Source organism: Symploca atlantica LB2515 (assembly GCF_052546295.1).
Window position 1 is genome coordinate 1,249,079 of sequence record NZ_JBQWMT010000001.1, and the last position, 19,833, is coordinate 1,268,911.

At 45.5% G+C, this 19,833-nt stretch carries 21 protein-coding genes; 10 read left to right on the forward strand and 11 right to left on the reverse strand.

Features of this window, described 5'->3' with window-relative positions:
* Window positions 1-13 precede the first annotated feature (13 nt).
* Window positions 14-1,258: an ATP-binding protein gene (locus ACT7WV_RS05350; RefSeq protein ID WP_445101907.1), complete on the reverse strand. Its 1,245-nt coding sequence runs from the start codon at window positions 1,256-1,258 to the stop codon at window positions 14-16.
* A 306-nt stretch (window positions 1,259-1,564) separates the two neighbouring features.
* On the opposite strand from ACT7WV_RS05350, the gene ACT7WV_RS05355 reads away from it, so the two are divergent.
* The 8 genes from ACT7WV_RS05355 to ACT7WV_RS05390 all read left to right on the forward strand — a co-directional run bounded on the left by ACT7WV_RS05355 (window position 1,565) and on the right by ACT7WV_RS05390 (window position 7,174).
* Complete coding sequence (locus tag ACT7WV_RS05355; protein ID WP_445101908.1) at window positions 1,565-2,992, forward strand: cation:proton antiporter; 1,428 nt, start codon at window positions 1,565-1,567, stop codon at window positions 2,990-2,992.
* Between the two features lie 187 nt (window positions 2,993-3,179).
* A complete protein-coding gene (locus ACT7WV_RS05360; protein ID WP_445101909.1) occupies window positions 3,180-3,515 on the forward strand; it encodes a cation:proton antiporter subunit C in 336 nt (111 codons plus the stop codon).
* Window positions 3,512-4,945, forward strand: a complete 1,434-nt coding sequence (locus ACT7WV_RS05365; RefSeq protein WP_445101910.1) for a cation:proton antiporter — start codon at window positions 3,512-3,514, stop codon at window positions 4,943-4,945. Before ACT7WV_RS05360 ends, ACT7WV_RS05365 begins: the two co-directional genes overlap by 4 nt.
* The gene (locus ACT7WV_RS05370) at window positions 4,942-5,331 is read left to right on the forward strand and encodes a Na+/H+ antiporter subunit E (RefSeq protein ID WP_445101911.1); all 390 of its coding nucleotides are present in this window, start codon (window positions 4,942-4,944) and stop codon (window positions 5,329-5,331) included. The genes ACT7WV_RS05365 and ACT7WV_RS05370 overlap by 4 nt, the downstream gene beginning before the upstream one ends.
* Window positions 5,328-5,579 (forward strand): hypothetical protein, encoded by a 252-nt coding sequence (locus ACT7WV_RS05375; protein ID WP_445101912.1) that lies wholly within the window; start codon window positions 5,328-5,330, stop codon window positions 5,577-5,579. Before ACT7WV_RS05370 ends, ACT7WV_RS05375 begins: the two co-directional genes overlap by 4 nt.
* Window positions 5,576-5,854, forward strand: coding sequence for a monovalent cation/H(+) antiporter subunit G (locus ACT7WV_RS05380; RefSeq protein ID WP_445101913.1), 279 nt, complete (start codon window positions 5,576-5,578; stop codon window positions 5,852-5,854). The genes ACT7WV_RS05375 and ACT7WV_RS05380 overlap by 4 nt, the downstream gene beginning before the upstream one ends.
* Window positions 5,847-6,518 carry a DUF4040 domain-containing protein gene (locus ACT7WV_RS05385; protein WP_445101914.1) on the forward strand — a complete coding sequence of 224 codons (672 nt, stop codon included), beginning with the start codon at window positions 5,847-5,849 and terminating at the stop codon, window positions 6,516-6,518. Before ACT7WV_RS05380 ends, ACT7WV_RS05385 begins: the two co-directional genes overlap by 8 nt.
* A complete protein-coding gene (locus ACT7WV_RS05390; RefSeq protein ID WP_445101915.1) occupies window positions 6,515-7,174 on the forward strand; it encodes a Na(+)/H(+) antiporter subunit B in 660 nt (219 codons plus the stop codon). The genes ACT7WV_RS05385 and ACT7WV_RS05390 overlap by 4 nt, the downstream gene beginning before the upstream one ends.
* Window positions 7,175-7,220: 46 nt before the next feature.
* Here the strand turns inward: ACT7WV_RS05390 and ACT7WV_RS05395 are convergent, their stop codons facing one another.
* From ACT7WV_RS05395 to ACT7WV_RS05420, 6 genes are all read right to left on the reverse strand, one after another.
* Window positions 7,221-8,738, reverse strand: a complete 1,518-nt coding sequence (locus ACT7WV_RS05395; RefSeq protein ID WP_445101916.1) for a phytoene desaturase family protein — start codon at window positions 8,736-8,738, stop codon at window positions 7,221-7,223.
* Window positions 8,739-8,910: 172 nt separating this feature from the next.
* The gene (locus ACT7WV_RS05400; protein ID WP_445101917.1) at window positions 8,911-9,837 is read right to left on the reverse strand and encodes a peptidoglycan-binding domain-containing protein; all 927 of its coding nucleotides are present in this window, start codon (window positions 9,835-9,837) and stop codon (window positions 8,911-8,913) included.
* A 148-nt stretch (window positions 9,838-9,985) separates the two neighbouring features.
* Window positions 9,986-10,654 (reverse strand): hypothetical protein, encoded by a 669-nt coding sequence (locus ACT7WV_RS05405; protein WP_445101918.1) that lies wholly within the window; start codon window positions 10,652-10,654, stop codon window positions 9,986-9,988.
* A 314-nt stretch (window positions 10,655-10,968) separates the two neighbouring features.
* Complete coding sequence (locus ACT7WV_RS05410) at window positions 10,969-11,337, reverse strand: hypothetical protein (protein ID WP_445101919.1); 369 nt, start codon at window positions 11,335-11,337, stop codon at window positions 10,969-10,971.
* A 567-nt stretch (window positions 11,338-11,904) separates the two neighbouring features.
* Window positions 11,905-12,555 carry a hypothetical protein gene (locus ACT7WV_RS05415; RefSeq protein WP_445101920.1) on the reverse strand — a complete coding sequence of 217 codons (651 nt, stop codon included), beginning with the start codon at window positions 12,553-12,555 and terminating at the stop codon, window positions 11,905-11,907.
* Window positions 12,556-12,646: 91 nt separating this feature from the next.
* Window positions 12,647-13,090, reverse strand: a complete 444-nt coding sequence (locus ACT7WV_RS05420) for a hypothetical protein (protein WP_445101921.1) — start codon at window positions 13,088-13,090, stop codon at window positions 12,647-12,649.
* A gap of 411 nt (window positions 13,091-13,501) precedes the next feature.
* Here ACT7WV_RS05420 and ACT7WV_RS05425 point away from each other — a divergent pair, with 411 nt between their 5' ends.
* Complete coding sequence (locus ACT7WV_RS05425; protein ID WP_445101922.1) at window positions 13,502-13,696, forward strand: hypothetical protein; 195 nt, start codon at window positions 13,502-13,504, stop codon at window positions 13,694-13,696.
* A 446-nt stretch (window positions 13,697-14,142) separates the two neighbouring features.
* Here the strand turns inward: ACT7WV_RS05425 and ACT7WV_RS05430 are convergent, their stop codons facing one another.
* Window positions 14,143-14,313, reverse strand: coding sequence for a hypothetical protein (locus ACT7WV_RS05430; RefSeq protein WP_445101923.1), 171 nt, complete (start codon window positions 14,311-14,313; stop codon window positions 14,143-14,145).
* On the opposite strand from ACT7WV_RS05430, the gene ACT7WV_RS05435 reads away from it, so the two are divergent.
* Window positions 14,312-16,009 carry a cadherin-like domain-containing protein gene (locus ACT7WV_RS05435; protein WP_445101924.1) on the forward strand — a complete coding sequence of 566 codons (1,698 nt, stop codon included), beginning with the start codon at window positions 14,312-14,314 and terminating at the stop codon, window positions 16,007-16,009. The two genes, ACT7WV_RS05430 and ACT7WV_RS05435, sit on opposite strands and share 2 nt — an antisense overlap.
* A gap of 115 nt (window positions 16,010-16,124) precedes the next feature.
* On the opposite strand, the gene ACT7WV_RS05440 is transcribed toward ACT7WV_RS05435, so the two are convergent.
* From ACT7WV_RS05440 to ACT7WV_RS05450, 3 genes are all read right to left on the reverse strand, one after another.
* Window positions 16,125-17,000: an SDR family oxidoreductase gene (locus tag ACT7WV_RS05440; RefSeq protein ID WP_445101925.1), complete on the reverse strand. Its 876-nt coding sequence runs from the start codon at window positions 16,998-17,000 to the stop codon at window positions 16,125-16,127.
* A gap of 20 nt (window positions 17,001-17,020) precedes the next feature.
* Entirely contained in the window at window positions 17,021-17,821 is an 801-nt protein-coding gene (gene xth, locus ACT7WV_RS05445) for an exodeoxyribonuclease III (protein WP_445101926.1), read from the reverse strand.
* 192 nt (window positions 17,822-18,013) lie between these two features.
* Window positions 18,014-19,666, reverse strand: coding sequence for an acetolactate synthase large subunit (locus tag ACT7WV_RS05450; protein ID WP_463424146.1), 1,653 nt, complete (start codon window positions 19,664-19,666; stop codon window positions 18,014-18,016).
* Between the last annotated feature and the right edge of the window lie 167 nt (window positions 19,667-19,833).

The following is a 19,833-nucleotide window of genomic DNA, read 5'->3' on the forward strand; positions in this document are numbered from 1 at the left end:
ATTGAATTTGCCATCAACTCAGGCGTTGGCAAAGCCACAAAGCAAACAGAGGCAAAGCTAATCGATAGCCTTGTTCAGAACCATAAATCAAGCCCTTATGTTGCAACCCCGCGATCGCACCTTGCAGACTTCCCCCTCTCGACAAGTAATGCTTGTGAATGTAATCTCGACTTTGGGGCTTGTCGGTAGGGTCTAACGCCAGAGACTCCAACAAATGCGCTTGATTAGCTGGAAGCAGCATCAGTAATGACTCAAAGACCATTGATAAATCCCCCAGCAGTTCTTGAATTGCCTGCTGGACGTGCCAATCGCGAATCAACCCGTCAGCAACTCGTACCGATTTGAGGCGTCGCACGAGTGCCGAAGCATCGCCTAAATGTCCCTGCACCGCATTGACAAAGAGTTCCAGCGCTTGCGATCGCGGATCGAACGTCAGATCTTCAGCATGCAAGACTTCGGTTACCCAAGCGGCAACAATATCATCCGCTAAAGGCGCTAACTGCACGATTTCCAAATTATTGCCCGGTTCATCGGGATGAATGCTGATTTCTGCGATCGTTGCGACTAATACGTAACTCACCTGAGTCTGAGGCTCAATCTGTTTCCTCAAAAATTTTTCCCACACCCCATGGCGATCCCAAGAACGGATGTGGGGGAAGCTTTCCAAAATCAACACCACCCGTTCACCCGAAGACTCCGCTAACTCTTGCAGGAGATTGAGTAATCCCTCAAATGCTTTCCATTGTTGCTCTTGGTTCTGTGCCCGAACAGGTTTCAACCGCACTCTGCCACTTTCTTCGTCTTTCAGGAAAAATAATTCGCCTGCCTTGCGTTCAATCCACTCTTCAATTAGAGCTTGAGCCGTTGCACTTTGAAACGTCTGGTCTATACTCTCGCACAGCAGTTGCACGAAACGCTGACCATCAGTAACCCGGATGCAGTCAACCTCCAGGATTTTAACTCCAACTTCCCGAGCCGCCCGCCGTACCAGAGTCCGCCGTCCGCTTCCGGGCACTCCCACAATCAGCAAGTTGCCATCCCGCGCTAAAACTTGGGTGATTCGCTGAAATTGCGCTTGCCGTCCAACCAATTGAAACGGTGCTGATATATCCAAAAGATTCACGGCTTTAGCGTCCCGCTCCCAAGTGTAGAACTCTTCAGGCGGAACCGCTTCAGGAGTTGGCAAGTGACCAACTGTCTTGGTGGGCGAGTCAGGGCGAAGGTTAAGCATTGATTTGCCACGAATCGGTTCTCTCATCCGGCTATTGCGTGTTTTATCCTACCTGATTCCAGCCTCAAACCCACCAGTTGGTGTGGCATGAGTCTATTGTTTCCATTAACACTTTTCAATAGTGTCACTATCTTATAGCACTATTAAAACGTGCTATATATGTTTTAGCACCTTTTTTAAAGACAGCATACCCGTGCTAGAACCATAGCCATAGCCTATTGGCAACCCTACTGTGCGGATTTTTCCGCATCATCCTGAAAAAAACTTGGTGATGAAGCTAGCACGGACTCATTCGGCCTTGGAAAGCAGCAAGATTGAGAGGCACAATAGCCCATGAGTACATTGACTCTTGCTTGGATCGCACTACCGTTCTTTGTGGGGTTCAGCATTTATCTATTCCCCAAACTTGACCGATATCTTGCACTGGGCGTAGCCCTAGTTTCGGCTGGATATGCGTTGCAGCTATTTATGGCTAAATCGCCGTTAACCCTGCAATTATTGGATAATTTCGGCGTCACATTAATAGCTGACTCATTGAGCAGCTACTTTATATTGACCAATGCCTTAGTAACAACCGCAGTTATCCTCTACTGTTGGCACACCAATAAGACGGCTTTCTTTTATACACAGAGCATTATTTTACACGGCAGTGTCAACGCCGCGTTTCTTTGTGCCGATTTCATCAGCTTATACGTGGCGTTAGAGGTAATTGGGATTGCGGCATTTCTCTTAATTGCCTATCCCCGAACTAACCGATCCATTTGGGTAGGTTTGCGCTATCTGTTTGTTAGCAACGTGGCAATGCTGTTTTACCTAGTTGGTGCGGTATTGGTTTATCAGGCAAATCATTCCTTTGCGTTTACGGGTTTAAGTTCAGCACCCACCGAAGCAGTTGCCCTGATTGTTTTGGGACTCCTGAGTAAGGGAGGCGTTTTTGTATCGGGATTGTGGTTGCCATTAACCCACTCAGAATCCGAAACGCCAGTTTCAGCAATGCTATCGGGGGTTGTGGTCAAAACAGGCGTGTTTCCCCTGGTGCGCTGTGCTTTGATGGTCGAGGAGATCGATCCCATTGTTAGGATATTCGGCGTTGGTACAGCATTGCTGGGAGTAGTTTATGCCATTTTTGAACAAGATACCAAACGCACGCTAGCGTTTAGCACAGTTTCACAATTAGGCTGGATACTCGCTGCACCGATGGTGGGAGGCTTTTTTGCTCTAGCCCATGGACTGGCTAAATCGTCGCTATTCCTGATCGCGGGTAACTTACCGAGCCGAAACTTCAAGGAACTGCAAGATAAGCAGATAAATACCGTACTCTGGATTGCCCTACTCATAGCGGGCCTCTCGATTTCAGGCTTTCCCTTGTTCGTTGGCTTTGGAGCGAAGATATTAACGTTGAAGAATGTCTTATCTTGGCAATGGATTGCCATGAACATTGGGGCGGTGGGAACAGCGCTCGTGTATGCCAAATTTATCTTTCTGCCCCATGGGAAAGGAAAGGATGTTCGACCCAGTTTCTGGATACCAATAATACTATTGCTCGGTGCGTTGATTGTCGCAAGTGGGATGTATTTAGAAGGATATACCCTGGCAAATATCACCAAAGCCCTGGCAATCATCGCCGTTGGATGGTTGGCATACCTGTTGATTTTTCAACGAGTGGTACTCAAGCTGCCCCGTGTACTTGAGCAATTGGAGCATCTAATTGGGGTGATGAGTCTAATGTTGATTCTACTGTTCTGGATGGTAATGGCATGATTAGACCTCTTACAAATATTCGGTTTCAGTGTGTGACCAATATCATCATTTCCCCAGCTCAAACCAACCCGTTGGTGTGGCATAAATCTATCATTGGTATTGACACTTTCCAATAGTGTCAAGGTTGGCTAGCACTATTAAAACGTGCTATATATGATTTAGCACCTTTTTACAGGACAGCATATCTGTGTTAGAAGCATGCATATTCGCAACTATATTGTGCGGATTTTTCGGCATCATCCTTAAAAAGAACCTAGTGATGAAGATCATCTCGATGGATGTGATGAGTACGGGGGTTATCGCCTATTACGTGCTGGTCGCATCGCGAGATGGCTTGTTCACACCCATTGTTTCAGACGTTGCCAATGGTGCTTACTCTGATCCAGTTCCCCAGGCAGTCATATTGACGGGGATTGTAATCGGTTTTTCGATTCAGTGCTTAATGCTGGTCGGTGTCATGAAGCTGGCACGAGATAATCCAACATTGGAAAGCAACGAGATCGAGAAGAGCAATACGCCATGACTACCATTACCATCGCATGGATCGCACTACCGTTTTTTTTGGGGTTTACTATTTATCTGCTCCCCAAACTTGACCGATACCTGGCACTGTTAACGGCAATTGCTTCGGCTGGATATGCGTTGCAGCTATTTGTCGAGCAGTCGCCCCTGACATTAGAGTTACTCGATCATTTCGGTGTCACATTAGTAGTCGATCAGTTAAGTGGCTACTTTATAGTGACTAATGCGGTGGTAACGCTGGCGGTCATCCTCTACTGTTGGAACAGCCCTAAGGCGGCTTTTTTTTATGCACAAGCAATGATTTTGCATGGCAGCGTCAATGCCGCGTTTGTCTGTGCGGACTTTATCAGTTTATACGTGACTTTAGAGGTGAGCGGGATTGCGGCGTTTCTCTTGATTGCCTATCCCCGCACCAATCGCTCAATTTGGGTGGCCTTGCGCTATCTGTTGATCAGCAATACGGCAATGCTGTTTTATCTGGTGGGTGCGGTGCTAGCCTATCAGACCAATCATTCCTTTAGTTTTGAAAGTTTGCGTGGAGCACCGCCGGAGGCACTTGCCCTGATCTTTCTGGGACTCTTGGTTAAGGGAGGAATCTTTGTATCGGGATTGTGGTTGCCGTTAACCCACTCTGAATCAGAGACGCCAGTATCGGCATTGCTGTCGGGAGTTGTGGTCAAAGCTGGAGTCTATCCGCTAGCGCGTTGTGCGCTGATGGTGGAGGAACTCGATCCGCTCATCCGGCTGTTTGGAGTGGGAACAGCGCTGCTGGGCGTGTTCTATGCCGTCTTTGAAAAAGATACCAAGCGGATGCTGGCGTTTCATACGGTTTCGCAGTTGGGCTTTGTCCTGGCGGCCCCAGGCGTAGGTGGCTTTTATGCACTGACTCACGGACTGGTCAAATCAGTACTCTTCCTGATTGCGGGTGCTTTACCGAGCCGCAACTTTAAGGAACTGCAACACAGACCGATCAAAACAACGGTCTGGATTGCTCTAGTCATCGCTAGCTTCTCGATCTCAGGCTTTCCCTTATTGTCTGGCTTTGGAGCCAAGGTATTAACGGCGAAGAATTTTCTGCCCTGGCAAACAATTGCCATGAACATTGCGGCTTTGGGAACAGCAATCTCGTTTGCCAAATTTATATTCTTGCCCCATAAAGCAGACGGCGAGGAAGCAGTCAAGCCCGGTTTCTGGCCAGCAGTGATTGTGTTGCTCGTGGGCTTGTTTGTCGCAAACATTGCCTACTACGAAGCTTATACCCTGAAGAATATCGTGAAACCACTCGTAACTATCGGCTTGGGCTGGTCGGCATATCTGTTGATTTTTAAACGATCCGTAATCAAGCTGCCCCGTGTTGTGGAGGAATTTGAGCATCTGATCGGTGGCATGAGTCTAATGTTGCTCCTTCTCTTCTGGATGGTGATGGCATGATTGGACATTTGAATCTGATATTGCGACTGGTCATCTGGTTTTTGCTCACCGGTAGTCTGAGTGTGCCAAATATCATCATCGGTATAGTCGTCGCACTCCTATTACCAGGACGTCCGAAAACCCCGGAAGCATTAAAGGATTGGCTGCGTGTGTTGGGTGAGGTCATAGTGGCAATTCCCCAGGCGTATATGGAGGCATTTGAAATCATCTTCCGTCCCCATAATCACGAGGATGTGACGATGGAACGAGTCAAAGCCAGACGGACACCCGGACTGATCTTCCTGGATATATTTCTAATCACCTTTACGCCCAAGACCATTGTTTTGAAATACCACGAAAATGGCTGGTACGAAGTCCATTGGGTGCGACGGAGGAAAAAGGCATGAACTTGGCGCTGATTGCAATGATTCTGGCTCTGCTCATACCTATGTACGAGGCTTGGCAAGATGAGAATATCTGGCAGAAGATGTTGGCATTTTCAAGTATCGCCACCAAAACATCAATCATGATTCTAGTCGTATCCGTCTTACGGGATGATTGGATGCTCGGTGTTACAGGGATAATCATCCTAAGTGTAGGTAATGCCGGATTAATGTTGTTGGCACAAGTCCTGAAACGAATCAACGAACTATGATCGACACACTGAGTTATATCTGCATAGGTATAGGAATTTTCTTCTGGTTTTGGGGAACCTTTCCCCTAATCGGTCATCGCTCGGTATTATTCAAACTGCATACTCTTTCGGTTGCAGATACGCTTGGGAGTATGCTCATCATCGTCGGACTGCTCCTGAAAATACCCAGCGAATGGCCGCTACTTGTCCTGGGCATCATCACCTTAGCAATCTGGAATACAGTGCTGGGGTATGTATTGGCATACTCTTCCAGCACGGGAGGGAACGATGAATGATAGCTATATCTATGTCATAACCGCCCTGCTACCGTTGTCTGCGCTCATGCTTATACTTCAGACCAATCCCTACCATGCCTTGGTAATCCAGGGAATATTGGGAGCAGTAGCGGCATTGGTATTTGCGGTTTTGGGGGCGGCGGATGTTGCATTGACCCAAGCATTGATGGGGACTCTGCTGGCGATTACGCTTTATGCGATCGCAGTGCGTTCATCACTAGTGATGCGTCTGGGTGTACTTGAAGAGGGGGCGATCAATGCGATCAATACAGATGACGAACCCCTACCAGACGGCAAAGCTGTGAGTATAGCGACTTGGCAGGAATGTGACCATTTTCAGCAACTGATGGATGACATGCGTTCAATTTTTCACAAACACTATATGCGTGTTGAGGTAGTCCCGTACACAAACAGGCAAGCTTTGTATCGAGCGCTGATGGACAAAGAAGTTCATGCGGCCTGTGCCAGACGAGACTACGATAGCGAAGCGGGACGCGATAGCGTCCATAATCAAGACTCTGTAGTGAGTCAGGACGAACAGGAACCTTATCACACCACAACTAGGGTTCAACGCCTCTATGACATCATGCGAACCGAACTTGCGTCACCAGCAACAAGCCTAGCCTACGTCAATGCATCAGACTCAGGGGAGAAACATAAATGAAATGGGTTTATATTGCAGCCGGGGTAGCACTGTTCGTCAAGTTCCTGATCATGCCCAATCCGGCACCAGACTTATCGTTCTCAATTGTGGAAGCAGTTGTAGAAGATAGTGGGGTGCCTAATGCAGTTACGGGTATCATTCTCAGGAATCGCTTGTATGACACGATCTTTGAAGTGGTCGTATTTACGATCTCGGTCATGGGGGCTAAGTTTCTGCTAGCTGATGAACGACCGTTCTGCACAATCTATCAGTTTACCGATGAACCATCGATTGTAATGGCGCGTCTGGGAGCGACCATTGCCGCATTGGTGGGTATTGAACTGGCGATTCGGGGGCATCTGAGTCCGGGCGGTGGTTTTGCGGCTGGGGTAGCAGGCGGAACGGCGATCGGATTGGTGGCGATTACCTCATCATCGGAGTGGATGCAGGAAATCTACAAGCGCTGGAATGCCTCTAGATGGGAGAAGGTGTCAGTTCTGATTTTCATTGTCCTGTCGGTTATCACTCTAGCCGGATATGAGTTACCCCAGGGAGAGTTGGGTACACTGATTAGCGGCGGGGTAATTCCCTTGCTGAATATTTTGGTTGCCATAAAAGTTGCGTTGGGTTCTTGGGCAGCTATTTTAGTGTTTATTCATTATCGGGGATTGTTGTGAGAGATGAGAACTGCTAATTTCTGTCTCAGAAACATCTCAGAACTGGCTACTCAGGCAACGTAGCCCTGAATACTTTTCGATCTTCGTGACAAATTTGCTGAACGATATTGCGACCCGACATCGCCACGACGGGTAGACTGCCCCCAGGTTGAACCCACTGACCAATCAGATAAAAATTACGGAGTCCCGGTAGCGTCTTTCGTAAACCGTTGATCATCAGCGGCAGTGTCTGTTTAGTCAGTAGCCAACCACAGCTCGATCCCTGCCAGTTTCCCGTATAGCGCTCATAGCTGAGAGGCGTTGCGACATCAACAAACTCAATGTCTGCTTTGATACCGGGATAAACCTGCTCCAATCGATCAATCAAAATGCCGGATTCTTGGATTTGCTCAGCGTTATAGATAGAACGTCCATAAATACGCTGCCAGTATTGGTAGGGCGTAGTCAACATGACGACCACAACTGATTTACCTGCTGGAGCCAGGGAGGGATCAAAACAATAGTGCTTAACACTGATCTCGTAGCGCTTTTCCCCAGCAACGATAACAGGTTTGTTCAGCAAGTACGTGACCCAATGGGGCTGATGGGATAGGTTCCGGTTTACTCCCAAAGACACTTGCAATTGAGAGTGTACAGGTAAGTGACCGTTGTAGCAGCGTTTAATGCGGGGAGTACTGTACTGCCCTCCCAGCATATTGAAAATAGTACTGCGTCCATCACAGGCAGAGATCACGCGCTTGGCGAAATACTCCTCATTGCTATACAACCGAACGCCAATGGCACGGTTGCGCTGCACCAGGATGCGTTCCACTTGTGCTTCGTAATCAATGGTGCCACCTAGCTGCCGATAGCGTTGCTCTATGGCACGGGCAAAAGTCAGCGATCCACCGATCGGAAAACCGGCATTTTGATTATGCATATAGGCCAGTAGTGACATGCCAACCATAACCGGAATACTTGACCAGGCGAACATCTGGGGGATAGCCCGACGCAAAAAAGGAGACTTGAAATAATTGGCAAATTCTTGAGCAGAGAGTGTCCCCCATCGTGCCAGAGGGCAAAGAAATGGCAGAACCTTCAGACTAAGGTGAACCCAATCAAGGGGACTCATCAGAACTTTTGGTTTCTGCTGAAGCAAGGATAGATCAAAGTTAGTGAATTCTCGAATACCAGCACAGAAGGCATGAATGAGTCTGCGATCGCTAGGCGAGATCGCTGTAAGATGTGCTTCTAATCGATCTGGATCGCTGTAGACAATCAAGGTTTTGCCACTTGGCTCAGTGAGGCGCATCAGCTCCTCATGATGGACAAACTGCCGTCCTTGAATTGCTCCTAACTCTTGCCACAGATTGTAAAATGGCTGTCCTGGAGCAGAACCGAACAGATAGTGAATACAGCCGTCAAAGATATATCCCCTGCGTTCCCAGGCGGTGCACAGACCTCCGGGTTGGTTATGTAGCTCAAAAATTCGAGTGCGATAGCCATTCATCTGAGCATAGCAACCTGCCGCTAATCCAGCGATGCCCGCGCCAATAATGATCATGTCAGTGGGAGAATCTGCCATAGACCAATTGCACCGTGCCAAAAGATCTGCTCATACTAGCAATCCTACCGCCTTCACCTCGAAACGCAATACCTTTACCCAGAAAGATCATTAGCTCGATTGCTGTCATCTTCGGTTCTTGGTTAGTAATAGAATACTGGCTTCTCTTAGAGACTCAGGAGAGCAGTTTTAACTAACTTTTCCAGAGATCGTCTCCAGGGATAATTGTTGTATAGAAGCTATAACCTTTGTTGAGCTGATACCTTTGATCCTGTTTAATTACTTCCATAAACTCCCGGTGTCCTTGACGAGTACGCCCCACTAAGCAACCGGCACTTGCCTTGTAGATGTTGTTACTGGGAAAATCGTAACCAAAGTGTTGATTAATACCAAAGTAGCCTGTATCAATTTTGTCGTTGGTGCGTACGAAATCTTGGTTTAAGTCTCGGTGGACAGTAACTTCACTACCACTTTGGACTAGTGCTTCATGGGGTTCTGAGTTTCCGTGAGTTCCCACCCGCCAAGCTTGGTACTGCCCAAATTTGATTCTGGCTGCACCTTTGGCACTCATTGGATGCATGGTGTAATGTCTTCCTGGTTCAGTAGTAGCTTCCCAGTTACCCACTATTTTAGGAGTCCCATCGAGAATTTGCAGCACCATCCGTCGGTCATTAAACTGGTTAGAAGCGTCATTGTTCAGCGAGCCATCAGCATTGATTCCTTCGACGTAGACAATGTTGTACTTCCCACTCCCACCAAAAATTTGGTAACCTTTTTGCTGCATATAGCTAACAATACGACTCGCCAAATTATTGCCTAAATTAAGTACAGGAGTGGGCAAATCTTCTAACTTAGTTTCAATCAATTTTTCGGCGGTTTCTGCTCCAAGATATTCTGGCTCGTTACATTGCATTAGAATTTGAAATCTTTTAAGTGCTGCGGTAGAAATTGGACCGAATTTACCGTCAGCTGGCGGCTCCAGTAGTCCTAAATCGATGAGACGAATCTGGATCTGGGTAGCGAGTTCTCTGTCAGAAGCAATGGTAGCGAAGTGAATCGCCTGAGGCATCACTACTATGCTGCTTTGCTGGTTATTTTTGAGCAAATCTTGTAGTTTCATAATGTTGCCAATTTTTACTAAAAGTAGATGACATTTGAAGAATTGTCGCCAGACAATTAACTTAATTTTTGGGATAAGTTAAATCCTTTGACCCATCAAGAAAAGAAGTAAAGATTAAGATATTACTTGCCAAATCTGAGTCTTCTCGCTAGTCAACAAAGCTGTTAATCTCTGAACAAAAGAGCAGGTTAATTTTGTGGGTGATAGCAAACTCACCTGCGCACAGACGTAGTAAGCGCTGTTCCCACCAGTGCTTCGATCTAATTTCCTGCTCAAAAAAATCGGGTATTATTTCATAGGAACTGAGTACTCGAAGAGCGATATATAAGATAATTTTTTCCGCCTTATAATCTTCGGCATGTACAGTAGCCCACTGATCGATAAGATTGATATCCCATACACCAATAAACTCAGTACGCTTGAGGGGATAAACTAAACTGATTCCGATTCGGTGAGATGTCAATCTTGTTGGTAAGTTTACTACTTCTCTTGTCGTGTTAGTCGGATCTGTTTGTCGGTTGGCTCTTTGGAAGTGTCTTTCTAGATCAACAATATTATCTAAAGTCAGTAATAACGATTGTTCTCTGAGTAACTCGCAATTAAATCGCCATGTACTAATAGCTCCCGGTGTGTTTCTTTCTAGCTGTAGCAAAATGCATCCTTTTCCTGGACGCTGGTTGAGAATCGTCTGTTTAGGTAACCACCCTTTCTTTTGCCTTAGTACGAGATCGAACCATTCTTTGATAAGATGATTCCATCGTTCCAAAAGATTGTATTTGGTACGTACCATTATGGTTGTTTTTAGTGGTATGTTCATGGTTATTCCTGAAAAATAAGCAAACTGGCGTGAAGCTGAAATAATAGTTTCAGGTCTTATCTAGAGCAAAATTAGGCTCATTGCTAGATCATTTTTGGCAAGTTCATGTGGTGATAACAGGTAGGTTATAATTTCTTTACCTTGTCTACCTGAGAAGAATCAATCAAAGATTTAGCACAACATAGCTGTAGAAACTAAATGATGCTTAAGGAATGTGCCTTTGAATTGTTATATAGGAGAATAGAGACTGTGCAGGGTTAAGCGAACTACTGACAAGCTTATAAAAATTGAACTCTTTTGTCAGTAAGTGTAGTTTATTTTTCATCTTCTTCTTGAGAATAATCAACTATTCCTCTAATCAATTCTTTGGGGTTTAGCGAAATAATTGATTTATCTATTTCAATACCTAGTCCCAATCCGATTAAAGTTAATCCAATTACTAAGACAGTCGAAGGGGGAGACTTCGTGGCAAAAACAATATCCTCTTCTCCATTAACCCGTTTATAGGAAGCGTCAAGTGACTGAAATGCCAGAAGCGTAGCAACAATAAGAGAGAAAATATACCCTGCTCCTAAAACGGGCTGTCTATCTTGAGAACGTCGGTTGGGACAATCAATTGGACAGCTAGAGTTTTCTTCAAATGATTGGGGGGAAGACATCGAATCTCTTGAGTTTTTTGGCATGATTACGTTGCTTTGTAAGTAAGTTTATAAAAAAAAGGCAGCAGTTTCCTGCATGGCGAAAGCCACAAAGTTTTGCTGATATGAAATGGTGCTTAATTTCCTATATCCAAGGCTTAGGTAAAAGGCCGTAGGTAGTAAGCAGTAAGAATAATAAGGTTTCTACTCTCCACTACCTAACAACCATTCTTGCGATATTTACTTAGCACAACTCGCAAGCACCAAGGGGTAAAAGAGGAAGACTCAGACACTTAAGCGTAGAAGTTACTCCTCTGTAAGGATTGACGGTAGCTAAGTTCACTGACACTGATTTCGACTATCTCGGAGAAAATTCCCTCATTTAGTCTTAGTGGAAGAGAGCTAGTGGTCAGACAATGTGATTGAGTTAAGTAGGCTTAAATCTGCCAAAATTCAGGGCAATTTGGTATGGCAAATAGTGAGGCTGAGAGCAGCAACTTTCTAATCGCCTCTGAGGAGCAGTGAACGACTTGCCTAGTTGACCTAAACGCAATTGCCAACTCTCACTTGTTTTAACAGAAAAATTGATCCAGCAGCATGATTATGCGCTGCTTAGCTAGGCGTAGGTTCCGGTAAAAGTTCCCAGTTATCTACTTGACTTACACCAATCCGAACGGGTACGTTCAAATAATTTTCGACAAAGTAGTAATCGGTTTCGTATTCTGCAAAACGACCATCGGGACGTCTCATACGGTAATGGTATTGGGGAATATGATGGTCTCGAATAAGTCTATCAATTAGCTGGTTGTAGTCATCTCGACTATCACGCCACAGATAGCGAAAATTAAAGCCAGTCCATTGATGGGGCATTAGGTTAGCGCGTTCTGGTCTCAATAAATCGTTGGTATGCAAACAAACATCGTCCCACATTGAGGTAATTACAACAATCAAACCTTGTTCACGTTTTTCTTTAATGAAATCTGTGATACGCAGATAGTCTGCTCCCAGAAAATAGTTTCCGTTTTGAGGTTGTGGTCTTGTCATGGCAAAATGCTCATTGAGTATAGAAACAGGAATTCGGTAAGGGCGATTGCATCCAGGCCAAGAGACTATTGCCCTTTGGCGTTTGAGTTTTTTTGCTGAAGCTGCTAACTCAGAAGCACAGCGCCTCAGCGCATAAGCGGCAAAACGTGACGGCGCTTCAATGTTGAAGCTGTCGGCTGTAATTGACAGTTGACACCCTGATAAAAACAAATTATCCATTGTCTAAGACTAAATCTGAGATTGATTGTCGCTGCTCAAATTGCCCCCTGGGAATGCTTATGTTGCTATTGAGAACTGCTCAAATTTTTCCTTAAGAAATCGGTGGCGATTCTCTCTGCTTGGATAAATCTGGCAAATAGTAGAAAGTGCGATCGCGAATCTCGATCAATTCGTCAGTTGTCCAAGGTTCTCCATCTTCTTTGCAAAGAATAATACCCAAACCAATCAAGTCGTCATTAGTGGGTCTTTCCCCTGCGCGGATAGCCTGTAGGTTCTCAATTTTGACTTCACTTAATTTAGCTAACTTCTCCAAATTCCAATCTTTAATGAGGTCTGCAATTGTTATGCTTATAGTTTGAAGATGCGGAATATCGCCTTTGTCAAGGAGTTGGAAAAATATTGTTAAGATATCTTCGAGTCCTTGAGAATAGTCAATTTCCTTCTCAACACAGTAGTTTCTAAAGCGCTTCTGAAGCACTTTCGGGATGTGGCCTCTTACTAAGGCATATCTAGCATCTGTTTTTTTGTGAACCAATTTTCAGCGTCCTTTCTCTTGAGAAGAACGGACATTTTACTGCCCTCCGCTAATTTTGCCACAGCTAGTCGCGATGTCGCAACTTAACTATACGCTTCAAGCGCCGGGGTTTTTGACCGTGAAATAGTTGCTTGACCATCAGCCACTAATTCTGGCACAGCCAATCGCGATGTCGCAACATATTTATATCGTTACTAAACAATAAAATTTTTCCAATCAGCCCTAGATTAGTTGTAGAAAGAGTTTCGGACGAGCAGTTACTACCAATCTTGAGATAGCAATCCTCAAGTATTCACAAAACTAACAGCAGTATTGAACAAACTGAGGAAAATCTTCCTAGTCTTCCTAGTCTCCTCAAAGTTCACAACTTAAGCCGGATTGCTATATCCTTTGGGGAGGAGACGAGGTGCTATGGATACCCAAGTAAGCTTTATTCTCAAAGTCTTGATTTTCTCAGGTGGGATATCAGTTTTACTCAAGTACGTTGGACCAAACTTACCAGTGGCTGCAACTTCACTGAATGCGCTGATTACCGTACTGACACCTACCGTCATTTTAGCGTTGGGGTTATTGTGGCGAGCTGTAAAATATCGACAGCCCTACTGAGACCGACCCCAGGCTGACCTCTATCAGAAAACTCTGAGACAAAATGTTCACAGAGATCATTCTCTTCCCAGAGCTTTAAAAAAAAGATATATTGGTCTGGTAGTTCTTTGTGGTGCCAAACTGGGGAGAGGGAATGCAGATTAAAAGGATTGGTTACCTATTCATGCTGGTAAATCATCAGGTAAATAACTAGGTTACTAATCGTCAGAACCCTCCAACAACCAACAGACAAAGGTTTCTGTCCATAAAAAATAGACTTTTGTAATCAACCGAGAACTTACATTCTTGACAGGGTTTGCTTGCTACTAAAAATCGTGTGGGGTATCAGGCTCTTTAGAGTCAATCCCAATCTGAGGAATGTCTCTTTTTATATCAGCTGACTTAAAATATGCGATCCGATCAGAAAGATTGGCAAATGTCTTTTTACATCTACTCACCATCATTGTTTAATCCGGAAGATTTAAAAAATAAATTGCCCCATCGGGACATTGCCAATTTTGTTTTATGTTGCCAATTTTAAGAGCTGCGATGTGGTTAGCACCTTTTTGTGTATAACCAGACAAAGCCAGATGTACCCTGCACTTGTCATCGAGGAGTCTTTGCGGATAAAACATCATGCCAATATTTCAATTTGAAGACAATCAGGCGTTTACACTGACCACTTTTGAGGTCGCTGCTCCTGTTACGATCAATGGTCAGCCAGTTACATTTATACAAATACCGCCTGCTAACATTGTTCCAGGCACAGCAACAACCACATTTAGTGAACCGACGGGTAATTACAGCATTAGTCTTGCCTACTTCGACGAAAGCGACGGGGTAGCCACTCTAGCATTTACTCAGACGTTAGCTGCTGATGGCAGTACAGTAGACTTAGGAACCTTTGCCTTTAATCAAAATCTGCCTTCACCAGTGGCCGATGCCAATAGTTATGTCGGTGGAGTTGATGGGGATGGAGATGGTAATCTTGACGGTTTTTTAATTCCCGGACTGGAAAATATACCAATTGCCACCGGAGATACCATAACCGTTACTGCAACTCCCGATCCTGCTGGTGAGTTAGCGCGACTAGACTTTATTAACTTCCAGCGTATCAACAATCCTCCTGTAGCAACGGATGATCAATTAGCCACAGCGGTAGATACCCCACTGGATCTAGCAGCGGCTGACTTGTTGGCAAATGATACTGATGCTGACGAGGATACACTGGCAGTTACCGAGGTAATTTCGCCAACGACTGGCGGTGGTACTGTTGTACTCAATCCTGATAGCACGATCACTTACACCCCTGCGGCAGCATTCAGTGGTGACGACACGTTCACTTATACAGTAGATGACGGCAACGGTGGCACGGCTACTGGGACAGTCAATGTAGGTGTCCAGGCAATACCTAACAGTCCCCCTGTGGCTCAGAATGACATAGCCTCCACGGATGCCAGCACACCAGTAACTGTTAGTGTATTGGCAAACGACACTGATGCAGAGCAAGATACACTGACGTTAACTAACGTAGCCGTTCCCAGCAGTGGTACTGCCCAAATCAGTGCTGATGGCACTAGTATCATCTATACTCCCGTTGCTGATCAAGCCAGTGGGGATGTCAGCTTTGACTATACAGTCAGCGATGGCACTGATACAGCTACAGCGACGGTTACAGTCAATGTCACCGGAGCAGAACCGTCTCCCGGACCAGATCCTGGCCCAGATCCCGGTACAGATCCCGGTACAGATCCTGGTACAGATCCCGGTACAGATCCCGGTACAGATCCCGGTACAGATCCTGGTCAAACTCCTATAGGAACCGGATTACAGGGAGGAAATCCGCCAGAACTGATCGATTTAAGACAGCAGGCAGGGCAGCAACTACTCGCCGAATATACACTCACCAGCGAAGCAGACTATAACAATTCCTTTGGCCTGTATATAATCGATGACCCTAACGGCACAATTGAGGGCATTGCTCCAGGCGATTCCGGTTATCAGCAAGTTGCCCTGGCTCGGAGTTTGGTAGAAGTAAGCCTGACAGATGGCCAGAGCATAACGGGTCAATTGCAATTACTAGGTGGGACTATCCTAGCTCCCTATCTGGTCGCCAATGGCAACTCGAAGGATTTTGCAGATGAGCCTTTTGGTAAATTGGGAGGTGGCGATGACGGTCCCTATACCTTCTTTGCCTTTGAGGATGCTAACCCAGACAGAATAGACCATTTTCTCCTACAAGGAGCCAACACCTTTGCCGCTGAGGACTTATTCGGTGGTGGTGACGCAGACTTCAACGATGCTATCTTTGCCGTCGAGTTCTCAACCATTTAGTCTTCGTTTTTGACTCTTTGTATTGATACCTTAAAAGAAACCTGCCATCCTTGCGTTTTATGCGCCTTCAAGAGTGGCAGGTTTTTTAAACTCCTAAATATCCTTAATCAGAAACTCAAGTTCCTAAGTAGCGCCTCAAGAAATTTTCTAAAGATTCCAGCTTCATGTTGTAAATCGACTCCAAATTGGCAATCTCTTCCGACGTGCAGAAAAATTCATTAGCTAGCAAAGTACGCAGAGTACCAAAACCTTTTCCAGCTTGAGGGTTTACCAAACCCAAAACATTCCTTAAGCCATCAAACACCAGTAAAGGCGGATTGATAATAATCGGCTCTTTATTAAAGATACGACCAAAAATTTGGGGTATATCTTCGCGCTGGAGAATATCTGATCCTCCCACAGGAAAGATTTGGTTGCGTGCAGCTTCGACGGTAATCGAATCGACGATAATCTGTGCTAAATCGTCGGTACTGACAATTGAAGTCCGGTTTTTAGGATTGCCGTTGAGCAAATAAATTCCTGTTTGCCGGAATTGTTCTGCCAATGGGATAAGATTGGAAGCCAACCCGGACGGACGCAGGATAGTGTAATTAAGACCACTTCTTTGCAAGTACTTTTCTACCGCTCGTTTGGCTTTGAAAGTCGGGGCATCTTCATACCCCCGATCAGCTCCCAGTACAGAGATGAAAACGAAGTGTTCAACGCCGTTTTCCTTTGCCTGATCAATTAATTCGATATTGGCTCGGTAGTCTAGTGCTTGAGCATTGCCTCCGGAGCCATGGCTACTGATAATGTACTTGACACCTCGGCAGGCTTTCTGGATATCTTTGTCTTGCCGTAAGTCACCGATAAAAATCTCGGCACCCCGGTTTTCTAGCTCTCCGTAGCGAGACATCAGGCGAGCAAAAGCTCGCACCGGAAGTTCTCGCTCTCGTAGGACACGAATCACACGGCGTCCGATTTGTCCTGTTGCTCCGGTAACTAAGTACATATCTCAATCTCTCAAAAGATTTATGATCCTGGGGACAATTCGACAATAACTGGGGCGTGGTCGCTAGGTTTAGTCAGCTTTCTCGGAGACACATCAATTATGCAACTAATGGCTCGCTCATAGAGATTAGAGGTTAGATAATGATGGTCAATGCGCCAACCTCTATTGCCACTGAAAGCACGGGTGCGATAGTCCCACCAACTGAAGTGACCTCCCTCTAGTGTAAACTTGCGAAAGGCATCCGCTAAACCTAGGTCTAAAACTTCCCCTAAGGCTTGGCGTTCTCTAGGTGATGCCATGACGTGGTTCTCTTTGCCCTGGGGATTATGGATATCTCGATCTTCTAAGGCAATATTAAAATCCCCACAAACAGATAGTTCGTGGGGTTCTTCTGCCAAGAGGGATTGCAGATATTGCCGCAGTAACTTGAGCCAAAGGAGCTTGTAGTTATACTTATCGCTCCCCAGAGTGGCACCGTTAGGGACATAGAGATTAACAATACGGATGCCGTCCACAACAGCGGTAATTATTCGCTTCTGATCATCAAAATCCCCCACCATGTCAACGGGTAATACAGAAGCAAAGCCAGTACTGACTTCCTCTGCTGGTAACAGCGTTAAGATGGCAACACCATTGTAGGATTTTTGCCCAGAAACGTAGAGATGATAACCCAATTCTTCAAAAGGCGATCGCGGAAAGTCGGCATCCACCACCTTAGTTTCTTGCAGACAAAGCACATCTACTTTGGTTTCTTGTAACCAATTGATCACCTGCTCTTGGCGGCTACGAATTGAGTTAACGTTCCAAGTCGCGATTTTCATTAACAGTTAGCAATTGGCTGTTGGTTGATGATGGTTCTCATCGATATTCTCTTGAGTTTTCCATGATTAGAATACTGCTTTTTCAACGGTTTAACTATTGAAAAAATTGAGTATTTCTGAGGTCAAAACATGAAAAATCTGCGCAAATTTACCTGCAATTTCAGCTAATTACTAACTGCAAAAACTAGCTAGCTATTCATACAGTTTGCAATGCAAATCTCCGGTCTTTTGGGTGAAACGGAGGTTTTCACCATAGTCTACGGGGCAGTCAATCACAGTGGGGACATCTTGAGCCAGGGCAGTTTTCAGAGTAGGAATAAACTCATCAACTGAACCCACGCGATAGCCTTTTAAGCCCATACTTTCGGCAAATTTCACAAAATCCGGATTACCAAAGTGGACAAAGGCTGATTCACCAAATTGATTATGCTGCTTCCACTCAATCAAGCCATAGGCACCGTCATTGAAAATCAAGGTCACAAAAGGTGTACCAACCCGTAGCGCCGTCTCTAGTTCCTGGCAATTCATCATAAAACCACCATCGCCAGTAACAGCAACTACCTTACGGTCAGGATAAACCAGTTTAGCCGCCAAGGCTCCGGGCATGGCAATCCCCATGGCAGCAAAGCCGTTAGAGATCAGGCAAGTATTGGGGCGATCACAGTGATAGTGACGTGCCATCCACATCTTGTGAGCACCGACATCAGAGATTACAATGTCTTCCGGGCCCATGACTTGCCGCAGGTCATAGATCAGTTTTTGTGGCTTGATGGGAAAACCTTGATCATTGGCATACTGTTCGTAGTCTGCCCGAATGTCGGTTCTCAATTCCACCGCAGATGGTGTAGATTTACTCTGTCGGTCTCCCTGCTTCATAATTTCACCCAGGGAGTCAGAAATATCTCCTACCACTTCCACTAGTGGAATATAGCTGCTATCAATCTCTGCGGGTGTGGCACTAATATGAATGATCGGAATTTTGCCTTCTGGATTCCACTTTTTCGGTGAATACTCAATCAAGTCATAACCGACGACAATCACCAAATCAGTTTGATCAAAAGCACAGCTAACGTGGTCGCGCTGTTGGAGTCCTACTGTCCACAATGCTAGGGGATGAGTGTAGGGAATCACACCTTTGCCCATGAAGCTATTAACTACCGGAATATTCATCCGCGTGGCAAATTCCGTTAGCGCTTCACTGGCACCAGCACGAATTGCCCCATTCCCCACTAGAATTAGGGGATTTTTTGCCTTAGAAATTGCTACGGCTGCTTTGCCCAAACTGCGGAAAGAAGCAAAGGTTTTTTCTCGGCTATCTCTACATAAAGGCTGACCCGTTACCGGCATAGCGGCAATATTTTCTGGCAAGTCAATGTGGACTGCTCCAGGTTTTTCCGTCTGAGCAATTTTAAACGCTTTACGGACAATTTCTGGGGTATTGCTAGGGCGAACAATTTGGGTATTCCACTTGGTCACCGGAGCAAACATTGCTACCAAGTCTAAGTATTGGTGGGATTCAATGTGCATCCTATCTGTTCCCACCTGACCAGTAATTGCCACGAGAGGAGCGCCATCCAGGTTAGCATCGGCAACACCAGTCATCAGGTTAGTTGCTCCAGGACCAAGAGTAGAAAGGCAGACTCCAGCTTTACCTGTGAGTCTGCCATAAACGTCTGCCATAAAGGCTGCGCCTTGTTCGTGGCGGGTAGTAATAAACTGAATTGAAGAATGCCTTAGTGCTTCTAGTACGTGCAGGTTTTCCTCACCAGGTAGTCCAAAAACGTACTCGACTCCCTCGTTTTCTAGGCAACGTACCAACATTTCTGCCGTGTTCATTTCACCCATATTGCTTGTCTTGAAATATTTATTTGATATCTTTACTTTTGAGACCAGGTTCACTCGATTTTAAGGATTCTTTACACCCTAACCCCTATAACTATCTTTCGTCTACACTAAACTCTTCCCTCGGTAGACATAAACACCAAGAAGACCATTTAAACCCATTAAAAATC

Bases quoted from the DNA above. Each gene is read 5' to 3' on its own strand.
- ACT7WV_RS05440 (WP_445101925.1), bottom strand. From the start codon at position 17,000: ATGTACTTAGTTACCGGAGCAACAGGACAAATCGGACGCCGTGTGATT.
- ACT7WV_RS05385 (WP_445101914.1), top strand. From the start codon at position 5,847: ATGAATGATAGCTATATCTATGTCATAACCGCCCTGCTACCGTTGTCT.
- ACT7WV_RS05415 (WP_445101920.1), bottom strand. From the start codon at position 12,555: ATGGATAATTTGTTTTTATCAGGGTGTCAACTGTCAATTACAGCCGAC.
- ACT7WV_RS05370 (WP_445101911.1), top strand. From the start codon at position 4,942: ATGATTGGACATTTGAATCTGATATTGCGACTGGTCATCTGGTTTTTG.
- ACT7WV_RS05355 (WP_445101908.1), top strand. From the start codon at position 1,565: ATGAGTACATTGACTCTTGCTTGGATCGCACTACCGTTCTTTGTGGGG.
- xth (WP_445101926.1), bottom strand. From the start codon at position 17,821: ATGAAAATCGCGACTTGGAACGTTAACTCAATTCGTAGCCGCCAAGAG.
- ACT7WV_RS05395 (WP_445101916.1), bottom strand. From the start codon at position 8,738: ATGGCAGATTCTCCCACTGACATGATCATTATTGGCGCGGGCATCGCT.
- ACT7WV_RS05390 (WP_445101915.1), top strand. From the start codon at position 6,515: ATGAAATGGGTTTATATTGCAGCCGGGGTAGCACTGTTCGTCAAGTTC.
- ACT7WV_RS05430 (WP_445101923.1), bottom strand. From the start codon at position 14,313: ATGATGTTTTATCCGCAAAGACTCCTCGATGACAAGTGCAGGGTACAT.
- ACT7WV_RS05450 (WP_463424146.1), bottom strand. From the start codon at position 19,666: ATGGGTGAAATGAACACGGCAGAAATGTTGGTACGTTGCCTAGAAAAC.
- ACT7WV_RS05400 (WP_445101917.1), bottom strand. From the start codon at position 9,837: ATGAAACTACAAGATTTGCTCAAAAATAACCAGCAAAGCAGCATAGTA.
- ACT7WV_RS05410 (WP_445101919.1), bottom strand. From the start codon at position 11,337: ATGCCAAAAAACTCAAGAGATTCGATGTCTTCCCCCCAATCATTTGAA.
- ACT7WV_RS05375 (WP_445101912.1), top strand. From the start codon at position 5,328: ATGAACTTGGCGCTGATTGCAATGATTCTGGCTCTGCTCATACCTATG.
- ACT7WV_RS05380 (WP_445101913.1), top strand. From the start codon at position 5,576: ATGATCGACACACTGAGTTATATCTGCATAGGTATAGGAATTTTCTTC.
- ACT7WV_RS05405 (WP_445101918.1), bottom strand. From the start codon at position 10,654: ATGAACATACCACTAAAAACAACCATAATGGTACGTACCAAATACAAT.
- ACT7WV_RS05425 (WP_445101922.1), top strand. From the start codon at position 13,502: ATGGATACCCAAGTAAGCTTTATTCTCAAAGTCTTGATTTTCTCAGGT.
- ACT7WV_RS05435 (WP_445101924.1), top strand. From the start codon at position 14,312: ATGCCAATATTTCAATTTGAAGACAATCAGGCGTTTACACTGACCACT.
- ACT7WV_RS05350 (WP_445101907.1), bottom strand. From the start codon at position 1,258: ATGAGAGAACCGATTCGTGGCAAATCAATGCTTAACCTTCGCCCTGAC.
- ACT7WV_RS05365 (WP_445101910.1), top strand. From the start codon at position 3,512: ATGACTACCATTACCATCGCATGGATCGCACTACCGTTTTTTTTGGGG.